The following is a 14,583-nucleotide window of genomic DNA, read 5'->3' on the forward strand; positions in this document are numbered from 1 at the left end:
GGAGCGTCCGCCCGCCGGATCAGTTCCGGTAGTCGGATCAGTTCCGGTAGTCGAACCGGTCCAGATAGCTGGACCGGTCCCGACAGCCGGATCAGACCAGGTAGCCGGATCAGTCCAGGTAGTCGCGCAGCACCTGGGACCGCGAGGGATGGCGCAGCTTCGACATCGTCTTGGACTCGATCTGGCGGATGCGCTCACGCGTGACGCCGTAGACCTTGCCGATCTCGTCCAGCGTCTTGGGCTGGCCGTCGGTCAGGCCGAAGCGCATGGAGACCACACCCGCCTCACGCTCGCTGAGCGTGTCCAGGACGGAGTGGAGCTGCTCCTGGAGCAGGGTGAAGCTGACCGCGTCGGCCGGAACGACCGCCTCGGAGTCCTCGATGAGGTCACCGAACTCGCTGTCGCCGTCCTCGCCGAGCGGGGTGTGCAGCGAGATCGGCTCGCGGCCGTACTTCTGGACCTCGATGACCTTCTCGGGGGTCATGTCGAGTTCCTTGGCCAGCTCCTCCGGGGTGGGCTCACGGCCCAGGTCCTGGAGCATCTGGCGCTGGACACGCGCGAGCTTGTTGATGACCTCGACCATGTGGACGGGGATACGGATCGTACGGGCCTGGTCGGCCATGGCGCGGGTGATGGCCTGGCGGATCCACCACGTCGCGTACGTGGAGAACTTGTAACCCTTGGTGTAGTCGAACTTCTCGACCGCGCGGATCAGACCGAGGTTGCCCTCCTGGATCAGGTCCAGGAACAGCATGCCGCGGCCCGTGTAGCGCTTGGCCAGGGAGACGACCAGACGGAGGTTGGCCTCCAGGAGGTGGTTCTTGGCGCGGCGGCCGTCCTCCGCGATGATCTCCAGCTCGCGCTTGAGCTTGGGGGCGAGCTTGTCGGAGTTCGCGAGCTTGTCCTCGGCGAACAGGCCGGCCTCGATGCGCTTGGCGAGCTCGACCTCCTGCTCGGCGTTGAGGAGCGGAACCTTGCCGATCTGCTTGAGGTAGTCCTTGACCGGGTCGGCGGTGGCACCGGCCGCCGCGACCTGCTGGGCGGGGGCGTCGTCCTCGTCCTCGTCGGACAGCACGAAGCCGGCGTTCTCGGTGCCCTCGGCCTCGGCCGCGTCGCCGCCCTTGCCGGGCGCCGGGGTGTCCTCGATCACCTCGTCGTCGAGCAGCTCGTCGACGTCCTTCTTGGACGTCGTCTTCTTCGCGGCGGTCTTCTTGGCGACCGTCTTCTTGGCCACCGTCTTCTTGGCCGCGGCCTTCTTCGCGACCGTCTTCTTCTCGGGCCCGCCCTCGGCCTCGCCGTACGACCCGTCCCCCGTGGGGGCGGCGGCGGTGGTCTTCCGTACCGTGGCGGTCTTGGCCGCGACGGACTTGGTGGCGGTGCGCTTTGCCGGACTCTTCGCTGCGACGCTCTTGCGGGTGCGCTTGGGCGCCTCTGCGGCACTGACCATCAGCGTCACACCCTCCTCGTCGAGGATCTGGTTGAGGCTGCGCAGAACGTTCTTCCACTGGGTTGGCGGAATCTGGTCAGCCTCGAAGGCCCGACGCACGTCATCGCCGGCGATCTGCCCATCAGCCTTTCCCCGCTCGATGAGCGCCATCACAGACTCGGACTCGGCGATCTCCGGCGGGAGCGTACGGGATGTGCTGGCCGACACGAACAACCTCTCGGAACGATGGATACGGCTTCCGACCCCGTCCACTGTGGATCGGAGCCGACGACCGTCGGCGGGGATTGGACCGACGGCGCAGGGGCAACCGGGGAGTTGAACAGCGTCGCAAACGCCGTCCGTATTCCTTCCTCGGCCATCACCTCTTAAGTCATCGCGCATCCCCGACGAGCGTTACGCCCAATCTGCGTGGCCCGAGTCACACCGCATAACGACACATTCCCCGCTATATGGCGCGCAATCCTCTCTTCGGCGCCCACGGCAGCAGCGACGGCAGCGCGGCAGCGACAGATCCGGCGGCGGCTGATCGCGGCAGTCGTGGGCCACGGTGGAGGTGGAGCGGTGGTGGAGTGGTGGTGGAGCTGTGATCGACGGCGGCAGCGGCCGGTGACGGCAGTGACAGTGGCGACGTCAGTGACAGCGGGGGTGGCAGGCCCCACAGCGATGGCGGGGACCTCAGTGACTTCAGGGACGCCGGTGGCTTCAGGGACGTCGGTGGCGGCCGGGGCGTCGGTGGCGGCGTCAGAGGATCGACGGCTGCGGCTACGGCGACGCCGGCGCCCCTTCGGAGAGCGGCGGAGCCCCGTCAACAGCATCGCCGGATCCGGGCATGTCCCGGACCCGGCGATCTCCCGAACACCGGCGGTCCTCCCGCCGTGGCGGTCCTGTGCGGGTACGTTTCGTCCGCGGTCGCAGACCTGCGACGGCCGTCAGTGCTCGCGGGGCGCGGGCACCACGTGATCCGCCGGAGTCCCGGCCCCCTGGGCCCCGGCCTCACCGTGAGAGGCGAGCAACTGCCGCATCGCGCTCTCGGCGCCGGCCGCGTCGCCCGCGCCGATCGCGTCGACGATCCGCATGTGCTGGCCCACGGACACCTCGGCGGGGCGCTCACAGCCGCCGGCCGGGCCGCCCGAGACGTGCAGGGCGGAGGTGACGATGCCGGAGAGGTGCTCCAGCATGCGGTTGCCGGCGAGCTGGAGCAGGAGCGAGTGGAACTCGGCGTCGGCACGCGCGAAGGTCAGGGTGTCGCCCTGGGCGGCGGAGTGGCCCATGATCTCGACCATGTCGGCCAGCCGCTGCTGGATGTCCTCACGGCCGTGGCCGGCGGCGAGACGGGCGGCGAGCGGCTCGATCGTCCAGCGCAGCTCGGACAGCTCGCGGCGCTGGTCGTCGCGCTGTGGCCCGTACGCGCGCCACTCGATGATGTCGGGATCCAGCAGGTTCCAGTCGCTGACCGGGCGCACTCGGGTGCCGACGTTGGGGCGCGCGCTGACCAGGCCCTTTGCCTCCAGGACGCGCAGTGATTCGCGTACGACGGTGCGGGAGACCTCGAAGCGCTGGCCGATCTCCTCGGGGACCAGCGGCCGGTCGGCGCCGAGATCGCCGGAGACGATCATCTGACCGAGCTGCTGTACGAGTTGGCCGTGCAGCCCGCGGCCTCGGCTGCCCGCGGCCCGGCGGCCGACCCGGTTCATCTCTGCCTCGGTGCCGTCCCAGGCCGGCGAGACGCGGTCGGTACGGTCGGTGCCGGTCCCGCCCGCCGCGTTGGGGTAGGGGTAGCGGTCAAGCTCGCCCGGTCCTGCGAGGCCGGAGTCGACGGGGCGAGCCGCGGTCATCATGGTGTGCGCAAGGGTACTCACGCATCCTTTGTCGGCGACACCCCGAAGGCCCTTGAGGTCTTTGGTGAAAAGCACACGAAAGGGTGATCGCCCACAGCCCCTCAATTGACGCTTTATCGGAAAGAAAGGGGCTGATCGCTGAGGGTGTGGGGTGGTGGCGGGTTTGGGGGTGGGGTTGATCGGGAGTTCGTCGTGGGACCGGTCGCAAGGCTGGTCGCGGGGCGGTCTCGGAGGCGATTTCGCGGCTGTCGGGTCCGTGGGCCGGGCCGGGTACGAGGCATGGGCTACGGGGTGCGGGGGTTTTCGGAAAAAGGAGGGGCAGGCCGGAGTGCCGCCAGGGCTGTCACCGGCTCAGCGGATCCTTCGGCTCAGCGCCGTCAGGACGTACGCGCACACCAAAGTGGTGAGCGCCAGCACCAGTGCTCCTCCCACAGGCTGAGCCGCCATCCGCAACACCACCGACGCCTCCCGGTCGAACCCGGGTGGCCACTGGATCAGCGCCGCCGACCGCAACCGCGCGGAGACGTCGGCCAGGGCGCGGGCAGCAGGCACGTCCCACAGCCGTTGCACGGCCGGGACGATCAGCATCGGCACGGCCAGCACCACCGCCAGCCCCATGGCGGTGGACCGGAACAGCCCGGCGGCCAGCAGCCCCGCCCAGGCGCAGCCGACCACGAGAACCGTCCAGCCGAAGGCGAACAGCGCTCCGTCAGCGGCCCGCGGCAGCGCCTGCGCGCCGAACAGGACGCGCATGAGCAGACCGTCCACCAGCAGCACGGCCGCCGCGAGCAGTAGCGCTATCGCACCGCTGACCAGGAGCTTTGCCATGAGCAGGCCGAGGCGCCGAGGGACGCCGCCCCGGTCCGGGGCGAGCGCCGGGTACCGGAACTCCTGGCCGAAGGCGAGCGCGCCCGCCAGCCCGGCGCCCAGGGCGGCCGGCGGGAACGGGAGCTGGGCCGGCCAGGCGGTGATCACGCGGGCGAAGGAGACGTCGGCGGTACGGGTCTGCAGCAGCGCCAGGGCGACGGACGCGGCGAGGGCGACGGCGGGCACCAGCAGCGCCGCGCGGTCGCTGACGGTACGGCGCAGTTCGTACCGCAACGGCCATACGGGAGCGGGGGCGGACAGCCGTGGGATGACGCCCCGTGCGGCGGCGGAGGAGCCGGAGGAGGGGGACGCAGACGCCGAGGTGTTCGCCGGTCGCAGAGCCGATCGGGACCTTGACCGGGGCGTCCTGGGAGACGCGGTGCCGGGCGGCGCCGGGGAGGCGGAGGACGAAGACGCGGATGCCGCCGTACGGGCAGTGGCGGGGACCGCGGGCACTCCGGGGCGGCGGGCGATGAGCGGCGTCATCGGCTGCGTCATCCGAGGGGTCGGCCGGGAACTCAGCCGAGGGGACGTACCGGGGGCCGATCGCGGGAACGAGCCGGGCGCCGATCCCGGGGACGGTCCGGGGGCCGGCCGGTGGGACTGTCCAGGGGCCGGCCGACGGGACGGCCCGGGGGCCGATCGGGAGTCCGGCTCTGGTTGCGCCGCGTCGGACCGGGTGACGCCCGCTGGGTCGGTTGACGCCTCGGGTGATCTCCTGGCCACCACATGGTCCGGCTCCGCACCCGGGACCACCACCGCGTGCAGCGTCATAGGAGGCGCTACCGAGGACACATGCGGTGCGGCGGTGACGGTCACCTCGCTCACCTCACCCACCCCGCCCGCCTCTTTCGCCTCGTCCGCCCTGTTCGACGGGGACGCGAGGCGGCCGTCGGCGCGATCGAGCGGGGTGACCGGACCGGTGTGCCCGACCTCCTCCGCGAGCCGGTGCACGAGGATGCCGTGCCGAAAAGCCGTGTCGCCGACAGTCGCACACGTGCTGCCGTAGACAGCGATACGGCTGCCGCTCTCCCGTACGACTTCGATGGCGCGGCCCACGGCGGGATCGGTGGCGTGCCGGGCGCGCTGGGATTCGTCCATGAGGACTGCCGCGAGCCGGTCGGCGTGTGGGGACCGTACGACGACGCGGGGACGCAGACGGGTTCGGGCGAAGTCGGTGGCGTCCTGGTCCGCGACCAGCCGGCCCTCCTCGATGGTGACCACCCGGTCGGCGAGCCGCGCGGCTTCCCTGGCGTCTCGGGAGGTGACCAGTACGGCGGCGCCCTGTGCCGCGTACCCGCGCAGCAGGCCGTGCAACCAGGCCACCTCGCGAGGGGACACACCGGCCGAAGGATCGTCGAGGACGAGGGTCTGGGGATCACCGAGGAGGGCGACGGCCAGAGCCAGCCTGCGGTCCATGCCCCGCGAGAACTCGCCCAGGCGCTGGTAGGCGAGTCCGCTGAGGCCGACGACGTCCAGTACGTCATCGGCCCGGCCCGCCGGAACGCCCGCCGCCGCACTGAGCATCCGCAGGTGCCCACGGGCCGTACGGGACGGGTGACCGGGGACGTCACCGAGCACCACACCGACTTCGCGGGCCGGGTTGGGGACGCGGTGCAACGGACGGCCGCGGAAGAGCGCGACGCCACGGCCCCGTTGGAGTTGCAGCATCAGCCGCAGCGCGGTCGTCTTGCCCGCGCCCTCGGCTCCGAGCAGGACGGTGATCTTTCCGGGAGGCGCCTCAAAAGTGAGGTCGTCGACGGCGGGGGGCAGCTCACGGCGGCGGGCGCTGGTCAGTCCGATGGCTTGGATCATCGCGTCCCTCGTGGGGCGTGGGATCGCGTCCCTCGGGGGGCGTGAGACCGAGGGCGGGCAGGAGCGGGGACGAAGGGACTCACCCCGCCAAGGTAACCCTTTATGTCCCATTTGCCGGGGATGAGAGGAGTGGGATGGGGCTTCGTGTCAAACCCGCCCCGATCCCGGTTCCGGGCCCCTCCCCCTCCCCCACCCACCCCGCCTCCACCTCCGCCTCGCCCTCGCCCCGCCTCCGCCCAGCCCACAGCGCCCCTCGTGCTCCCCCATCTCTGCCACACCCTGGCCGAACAGGGGGCTTGAGCACGCTCAGAGTTCTTCAGGGGCTTGAGCACGCTCAGAGTTCTTCAACTGACCGCCTTCCTCAACTGGCTGCTCTCGCCTGACCGCTTCTGAAGCGGGACGCCAGGAAGGCCGTCGTGACATGGCCGGCAGCTTTGCGTGCCACCCCGCTTGAGCGCTTCCGGCAGCGCATTCCGGGGAAATGAAGCTCACCGGGCAATCGCCTCTCGCCGGCGCTGGACGCATGCGCAGGCGCGTCGGCTGCTCTCCCGTGTCCGTACGGCCATCGGTCATCGCCCGGCCGGTCGCGCTCGGGACGGGTGATACCGCATCGTGAGCAACACGTCACACATCACATGTCGCGTCCGAGGTCACGGGTGCGCAGATCACGGATACGGACCGGGTCCTGGCTCGGGCCGTCTGTCTGCGGTTGCGCGTGCGGCCGGCAAGCGCAGGTCGCAGCAGGGGGTGGCTCAGACCTCGGGGCGGAGCATCGGGGGGTTGAGGAGGGTGGCGCCGCCGGCCCTGAAGAGTTGGGCGGGGCGGCCTCCCTGTCGTGTCGTCGTGCCGCCCGTGGGGACCAGGAAGCCTGGCGTGCCGGTCACCTTGCGGTGGAAGTTCCTGGGATCCAGGACCACCCCCCAGACCGCCTCGTAGACCCGTCGCAGCTCGCCGACGGTGAACTCCTGCGGACAGAACGCGGTGGCGAGCGAGGAGTACTCGATCTTGGAGCGGGCCCGCTCCACGCCGTCCGCGAGGATGCGGGCGTGGTCGAACGCGAGCGGCGCGGCCTGGTCCGCGTCACGGACGTGGTTGTTCTCCTGCTCCAGAAGCGTCTCGACCGGGGCCCAGCGCGCCCCTTGGGTGTCGCCGCCCGCTCGCGGGGCGGGCAGGTCGGGGGCGAGCACCAGATGCGCCACGCTGACCACGCGCATCCTGGGGTCGCGCTTGGGGTCCCCGTAGGTGGCGAGCTGTTCGAGATGTGCGCCGTGGGAGGGGGCGGTCCGGCCGGGCCGTGGGCGTGCAGCCCGGTTTCCTCGGCCAGCTCCCTGGCCGCCGCGGCCTCCAGGTCCTCCTCGGCCCGTACGAATCCGCCCGGCAGGGCCCAGCGCCCCTGGAACGGCGGTTCTCCGCGACGCACGGCCAGCGCGCACAGCGCGTGGCGACGCACCGTGAGCACGACCAGGTCGACGGTGACGGCGAACGGGGGGAAGGCCGACGGGTCGTAGGGAGACATGGCGCGATCATAGTCGTCCGCCTGACGATAAACAGGCCCTGCAGCACCTCACGCCCCCAGTTGCAAGCCATTTGCCGCCTCCTCCACCATCCCTAGACCCAGCCTGCTGATCCGTACGGCGAACGGCTTTTCCGCCACGCTCAGTCCGGTGAACTGGAGCGCCCCCAGCGGTGTGCTGCCGGCCGGACGCAGCGCGACGCTGCCGGCCGGCACATCGGGGCGGATGCCGGCCAGAGCGGCCAGTGCGTGTACGGCGCCTGCCGCGGCGACCGCCGCGGGCCGGCAGGCCGCGGGGTGCGGGACGGGGGCGCCGCCGCCGGTGCGCTGATCGCCCGCGTACATCTCCGGGAGGCGGTAGGAGAAGCTCTGTGCCGCGTCGAGCATCCCCCGTACCAGGGACCCCGCCTCCTTCTCGTGGCCCGCGGCCAGCAGCCCGGACACGGCGATCGCCGTTTCATGGGTCCGTACGGCACCGCTTCGGTGACCGAAGGGGTTGTAGCCGCTCTCACCGGTTCCCAGGCCGCGCAGGCCCCAGCCGGAGTCCATGGCCGGGCCGCCGAGCAGCCGCGCGAGCTGCTGTGTACGCGCCTTGTCCAGCAGGCCGACGGCGTGTTCGCCACCGCCGAGCAGGCCGGTGTCCAGGAGGTGCGCGGCGAAGGATCCGAAGCGGGGCATCAGGCGCCCGTCGGCGGTTCTCAGGGCCGCCGGGCGCCCGCCACCGCGGTCCTCGACCCAGAAGTCCTCGCGGAACCGTGCCCGCAGGCCGGCCGCCCATTCCCGCAGGGCCGTGCCGCCCGGGCGGCCTGTGGCGTCGAGGAGGTCGGCGCCGAGCAGGGCGGCGCGGTGGGCGTGCGCCTGGGTGGCACAGCGGTACGGGCCGCTGGGCGCGGGGTCGGGGACATAGCCGCCGATCCTGGCTCTGCCCCGTTCCCCGGCCGCTGTGCGCAGCCACGCCAGGCAGCGTTCGGCGGCGGGCAGCAGCGGCTCGGTCTCGTGGTCCGGCAGGCCCCAGCGGCGTGCCTCGGCGAGGACGGTGGGGAACAGCAGGGTCGCTTCGACGCCGGTGCAGCTCGGCGGGGCATAAGGTCCGGCGTCGCGCAGGGCCCCGGGAATTCGGCCGAAATCCGCCCCCGCGGCGGTCACTTGGGTACGGGCGAGGCAACGCAGCGTACCGGCCGCGAGACGGGTGCCCAGGGGCAGCAGCATGCGCGCGGACCACAGCGCCTCGGCGGGGGAGAGGCCGCATCGCCACGGGGCGCCGCCGGCGATGTACATGTCCAGGGGCGCGCCGGGGACGCGGGTCAAAAGGCCGTGGAGGTCGTCGAGGCCGGCCTCCAGCAGTGCGTCGGCCCGGGTGTCGTCGCAGCGGAGCTGTGCCACGGACCAGGGCCTGGGCGGGCGTTCACCGCGAAGCCCCGTCAGGGCGGAGGGCGTCGAGTGACGCGGGTGGGGGGCGGTGGGTCTCTCCAGTCGTACGCGCAGCTCGATGGTCCGCCGGCCGCCGGGTTCCAGGTCCAGCTCCCAGCACAGCAGTCCCGCCGAGGCCATGACGTCGTTCGGTGCCGGGGAGGCGGTCACGACCGCTTGCGCCCCGGTCGTGGACCAGTGCAGTCCACAGTCGTGGACGCTGGCGGGCAGTTCGGGTCCGGTGAGCCCGACGGCCGCGCCGCTCAGCTCCGCGAGGTCCGTGCCGAGCCGGGTCTCGACCGGGATCCGCAGCGGTCGCAGGGCGCTGTTGTGAAAGGTGATCCGCTCCAGGCCGTCGGCGCTCCTCAGGCGCTCCACGCGGATTTCGGGGTCCGGGCCCCGGTCCGCGGCCGTACGCACCGTGCCGATGAAGCGGGCCCGGTCGGAGGCGATCATCCGACCTTGTACGGCCAGTGGTTCACAGCCCGCGACCCGCAGCTCGCACCGGGACAGGAGGCGGCGGCCGGCGCGGTAGAAACCGTTCAGGCCCCGGCCGGTGAGCTGGCCGTCTTCGCCGGAGATCGCCAGGGCCGGCAGGGCGACGCAGATCAGTGCGGAGTGGACAGGCTGGGGCTCCGGGGCCCGGGTGGACACCGGGCGGAGTTCGCCCGGTACCCGGCGGGCCGGCTGGGTGAGGGGGACCATGCTCGGCACTCTGTGCGCTCCCTGGTGTCTGGGCTCCGTAAGGACTGCGCCACATACAAGAACGGCGGGTTCGGAACTCAGGTCACGCGCGGCGTACGGCGGCGTGCCCGGTGCGGGGCTCAGCGCTGTGTTCACTGTCGGCTCCGGTCGTCGTCCGGGCTGATGCGGCGCCCGGTCCGGCCGGTACCGGGAGGGCTGTCGGAGCCGGCACCGGTACGGGGACGGGTGCGCGTGCGGGTACCGGGGCGGTTGTCGGGGCGGGTCCGGGCCCGGGGCCCGCCGGGGCGGTCAGTGGTGGGACGGCCGGTGGTGGGGCGCCCCGCGCGGGCCTGACGCCCGGGCCCGGCGCTTTCGCTCGCCCGGGCGTTCCTGCGCGGGAGCTTCGGCCGCAGGGCTCCGGCGGGCGGGGCCACGGATTCGGTGGTAGGGAGCGGGGAATCGGTGGAGAGCGTCAGGGAGCCGGTGGGCGGGGGCACGGATCCGGTGACCGGCTCGGTGGAGGGAGCGTCCGGCCGGTCCTGGTCCGCTTCGCGCAGACAGCGGCGCAGCAGTTCGGGGTCGAGGCCCTCGTTGAGGGCGTGGTGCAGCAGTTGGGCGAAGAGGTACTCGGGGTCGATGCTCAGGGCACGTCCCAGCGCCACGCGCGCGGCCGGTTCGTCATCGGTCGACCAGGCGGCCCAGCCCGCCAGGGCCAGCGGGGCGACGGCGTGCTCGGTGTAGCCGTTGACGCAGCGGCGGGACAGGGCACGCCACAGGCGCAGGGCCGGCTCGGCGTCGGCTCCTTCCATCCAGCGGGTCGCGGCCTGGTCCCGGGCCGCGCGGTCCTGGAGCCCGAGGATGAGCTGTGCGGCCTCACCGTCGGCCAGGAGCGCGTCGTCGCAGGCGTCCCGGGCGCGGCGGCTGCCCGTCGGCGGATCCTCGCGGAACCGGTGGACCAGCCGTGCGGCGAGGTCGAGCGTCTCCTTGCGGACGTCCATCTGGTCCTGTGTCCGGAGCATACGAGGGATCAGGGCCAGGGCCGTGGCGTCCAGTGCCTTTTCCTGACCCCCGGCTCGCGGCCCGCTGTGGGCGGTCAGCCGGGCCTCCATCTCCCGCAGGGAACCGCCCACTTGCACACCGGCGAAGGCGGCGGCTGCGGCCATCACCGACGTACCGGGCATGACCAGGGCGGAGCCCTCCACAGGGCAGCAGCGGAAGTCGGGGCAGCAGTAGGACCAGTAGCGTCCACGGGAGATGCACAGCGCTTCGAGGACGGGGACGTCCAGGCTCCCGCAGGCGGTGCGGAGCCGCTGGGCGAGCGGACGGAGCCGTTCCATCACGTCCCGGCCGGTCTCCCCCTCCCGGGGCTCCCGGCAGAGGTAGACGATGACTCCGTCGGGGCGTCGACCGCGCTGCTCCCCGGCGGTGATCAGACAGCTCGCGAGCTGGTCGCAGATGTACGGCCACTGCGTCCTGTCGGCCGGGATGCCGAGCCTGACCCGTCCGCCGAAGCGTCCTCGCGGGCCGTGCAGTGCGACCAGGACGATGCTGTCGTCAGGGTAGAAGCCGAGCAGGTAGGGCAGGGCGTCGGCCAGTTCGGCCGGGCTGCGCAGGGTGACCTGGGGTTCGTCGGACAGGGCCGGGGCGGCCGGTGCCGAGTCGGAGCGGGCGGGCTCAGGGCGGGCCGGGTCCGGGCGGACGGGCTCGGAGCGGGCCGGGTGGGACCGTTCGGGGCCCGGGCGGTTGGGGGACGGGAGCGGTCGCAGGAGCCGAAGGAAGCGGAAGAAGTGGAGGAGCTGGAGGAGCTGGAGGAGCTGGAGGAGCTGGAGGAGTTGGAGGAGTCCGACGGATTGGTGGGTTCGGTGTGCTGGTTCATGGCTTGAACATCCCGCGAGTCGCCGCTCCGCCGCGACCCCTGTGGATAACTCAAGGGTGACCGATGTTTTCCACAGCCGCGGGTGAGCGTTCGCGCGTTGTCGGTGGCATCGGGTTGCATGGAGCCATGAGCAACGAAGACCTGCGCGCCTCGGCCGATGCCGTCCTGTCCCGCCTCGTCGGCGACCCCGGCGGCGGCGCCACGCTGCGCGAGGACCAGTGGCGGGCGATCGAGGCGCTGGTCGCCGACCACCGCCGTGCGCTGGTCGTGCAGCGTACGGGCTGGGGCAAGTCGGCGGTGTACTTCGTCGCGACCGCGCTGCTGCGCCGGCGCGGCAGCGGCCCGACCGTGATCGTCTCCCCGCTGCTGGCGCTGATGCGCAACCAGGTGGACGCCGCCGCGCGCGCGGGTATCCACGCGCGCACGATCAACTCCTCCAACACCGAGGAGTGGGACACCGTGCAGGCGGAGGTGGCGGCGGGCGAGGTGGACGTCCTGCTGGTCAGTCCGGAGCGGCTGAACAACCCCGACTTCCGCGACCAGGTGCTGCCCAAACTCGCGGCTGCGACGGGGCTTTTGGTGGTCGACGAGGCACACTGCATCTCGGACTGGGGCCATGACTTCCGGCCGGACTACCGGCGGCTGAGGACGATGCTCGCCGACCTTCCGCCGGGTGTGCCGGTGCTGGCGACGACCGCGACGGCCAACGCGCGGGTGACGGCCGATGTCGCCGAACAGCTCGGTACGGGCGAGGGTTCCGCCGAGGCGCTGGTGCTGCGCGGGCCGCTGGAGCGGGAGAGCCTGCGCCTGGGTGTGCTGCCGCTGCCGGACGCCGCCCACCGGCTGGCCTGGCTCGCCGATCATCTGGATGAGCTGCCGGGCTCGGGCATCATCTACACCCTGACCGTGGCCGCGGCCGAAGAGGTCACCGCTTTCCTGCGGCAGCGGGGCCACACCGTTGCCGCGTACACCGGCAAGACGGAGAACGCCGACCGTCAGCAGGCCGAGGACGATCTGCTGGCCAACCGCGTCAAGGCGCTGGTGGCGACGTCGGCGCTGGGCATGGGATTCGACAAGCCCGACCTGGGTTTCGTGCTGCATCTGGGATCGCCGTCCTCCCCCATCGCCTACTACCAGCAGGTGGGGCGGGCCGGCCGCGGGGTGGAGCACGCGGAGGTGCTGCTGCTGCCCGGACGGGAGGACGAAGCGATCTGGAAGTACTTCGCCTCGCTCGCCTTCCCGCCCGAGGAGCAGGTGCGGCGGACCCTGGAAGTGCTGTCCGCCGCCGACCGGCCGCTGTCGCTGCCGGCGCTGGAGACACAGGTCGAGCTGCGCCGCTCGCGTCTGGAGACGATGCTCAAGGTCCTGGACGTGGACGGCGCCGTGCGGCGGGTGAAGGGCGGCTGGACCGCGACGGGACGGCCGTGGTCCTACGATGCCGAGCGTTACGCGTGGGTGGCGCGGCAGCGTGAGGCGGAGCAGCAGGCAATGCGGGACTACGCCACGACGACGGGCTGCCGGATGGAGTTCCTGCGGCGGCAGTTGGACGACGAGGCGGCGGCCCCCTGCGGGCGCTGCGACAACTGCGCCGGGGCCCGGTTCACCCCTGAGGTGTCCGCCGCGTCCTTGGACGCCGCACGGGGTGAGCTGGGGCGGCCGGGTGTGGAGGTGGAGCCGCGGCGGATGTGGCCGACGGGGCTGCCGGCCATCGGCGTGGACCTCAAGGGCCGTATTCCGGCCGGGGAACAGGCGGCGACCGGGCGGGCCCTGGGGCGTCTGTCGGACATCGGGTGGGGCAACCGGCTGCGTCCGATGCTTTCGCCCCAGGCGGCGGACGGCCCGGTTCCAGATGATGTCGCGGCGGCGGTGATCACGGTGCTCGCCGACTGGGCCAAGGGCCCCGGGGCTGGGCCTCGGGTGCGCCGGACGCGCCGGCCCGGCCGGTGGGTGTGGTGACGGTGGGCTCACGGACCCGGCCGCAACTGGTCCGCTCGCTCGGTGAGCACATCGCCTCGGTCGGGCGGATGCCGTTCCTGGGGACGGTGAGTGTTGTGGACGACGAGGGCGGTACGCGGATTTCGCGGAGCAACAGCGCGCAGCGGCTGCGGGCGTTGCACGGCGCGTTGAGTGTGCCGCCGGCGCTGGCGGAGGCCCTGGGCTCGGCGGGTGGCCCCGTGTTGTTGGTGGACGACTGGGCGGACACCGGCTGGACGCTGGCGGTCGCCGCGCGGCTCGTACGGAAAGCGGGGGCGGCCGGGGTGTTCCCGCTGGTCCTCGCCGTACAGGGATGAGGTGAGGGGAGTGAGCGGGTATCGGCGGCCGGTGGGGCGGGAAGAGATAGGAGGAGTGCGCCGGATGGCAGGGCGTCCGCGTGGATTGCTCGTTGCCGCGCGCCGGTGCGGCGGTGAGAATGGAACTCGCTTCCCCCTATCAGCCGTCCGCGGTCAGGCCGTGCCGGGCTGCGCCGGCTCAGCCGGCCGCCGTCCGAGCCGCTGTCCGACGCGTGCACGTGGAGACGAAGGGAGGGCCGTGACCTTCGGCATCGCCCGGCCCGCGCATGTCTTTCTGCCCGCCTCCGCCGACTCCACCGCCCGACTGAGCCGCATGCTGGCGCCCTCCGAATGGGCCTCGGCGGGTATTCCTCCGCTGCGTGACGCCCAGGAGCTGGTCAGCGGTCTGTACGAGCGCCATGCGCCGGAGTTGTGCACCGCCGTCGTGGCCGTGCTGGACCTGGAGGACCGGGTGACCGCGAGTGCGTCGTTCGTCCAGCGTGCCGACGCTCCCGACGGCTGGGAGCTGCGCAACGCCCTCCTGGAACGGTTACGCCGGATCGTCGCGCACGACCTGAGGCTGCGTGCCCCTGTCCGTACGGCCGTACTGCTCTACTGCCGCCAGGGTGACGCGCGTTGGACGGAGACGGACGGCGCCTGGATGTGGGGGCTGCGTGACGCGTGCACGCTGCACGGTCTGCGGTGCGGGGCCTACGTCACGCTGACGGCCGACGGCTGGCGGGTGCCGAGCGAGGACCGTGGCGGGAAACGACCGTGTGCGCTCGTGCGCCCGCTGCCTGATCAGGGGCGGGACCGGTCACAGGACCCGTCCCGCGATCTTGTGCAGTCGATGCCCCGGGAGC

At 72.3% G+C, this 14,583-nt stretch carries 4 protein-coding genes and 4 pseudogenes; 2 read left to right on the plus strand and 6 right to left on the minus strand.

All coding sequences use genetic code 11. The features are described 5' to 3' along the window. Window positions 1–109: 109 nt before the first annotated feature. The 6 genes and pseudogenes from KGS77_RS08160 to KGS77_RS08185 all read right to left on the minus strand — a co-directional run bounded on the left by KGS77_RS08160 (window position 110) and on the right by KGS77_RS08185 (window position 11,252). Window positions 110–1,660: an RNA polymerase sigma factor gene (locus tag KGS77_RS08160; RefSeq protein WP_277994203.1), complete on the minus strand. Its 1,551-nt coding sequence runs from the start codon at window positions 1,658–1,660 to the stop codon at window positions 110–112. 716 nt (window positions 1,661–2,376) lie between these two features. Continuing rightward, complete coding sequence (locus tag KGS77_RS08165) at window positions 2,377–3,360, minus strand: FCD domain-containing protein (protein WP_277994204.1); 984 nt, start codon at window positions 3,358–3,360, stop codon at window positions 2,377–2,379. Between the two features lie 276 nt (window positions 3,361–3,636). Next, window positions 3,637–5,967: an ATP-binding cassette domain-containing protein gene (locus KGS77_RS08170; RefSeq protein WP_242579882.1), complete on the minus strand. Its 2,331-nt coding sequence runs from the start codon at window positions 5,965–5,967 to the stop codon at window positions 3,637–3,639. Between the two features lie 752 nt (window positions 5,968–6,719). Then, window positions 6,720–7,483, minus strand: a pseudogene (locus tag KGS77_RS08175) (NUDIX domain-containing protein). A 48-nt stretch (window positions 7,484–7,531) separates the two neighbouring features. Beyond that, the gene (locus KGS77_RS08180) at window positions 7,532–9,595 is read right to left on the minus strand and encodes a glycogen debranching N-terminal domain-containing protein (protein ID WP_242579884.1); all 2,064 of its coding nucleotides are present in this window, start codon (window positions 9,593–9,595) and stop codon (window positions 7,532–7,534) included. A 131-nt stretch (window positions 9,596–9,726) separates the two neighbouring features. Further along, a pseudogene (locus tag KGS77_RS08185) lies at window positions 9,727–11,252 on the minus strand (DUF4192 family protein). 324 nt (window positions 11,253–11,576) lie between these two features. On the opposite strand from KGS77_RS08185, the pseudogene KGS77_RS08190 reads away from it, so the two are divergent. Then, window positions 11,577–13,741, plus strand: a pseudogene (locus KGS77_RS08190) (RecQ family ATP-dependent DNA helicase). A gap of 238 nt (window positions 13,742–13,979) precedes the next feature. Then, a pseudogene (locus tag KGS77_RS08195) lies at window positions 13,980–14,504 on the plus strand (hypothetical protein); the annotation flags it as partial. Between the last annotated feature and the right edge of the window lie 79 nt (window positions 14,505–14,583).

Source organism: Streptomyces sp. MST-110588 (genome assembly GCF_022695595.1).
Lineage (GTDB): Bacteria > Actinomycetota > Actinomycetes > Streptomycetales > Streptomycetaceae > Streptomyces.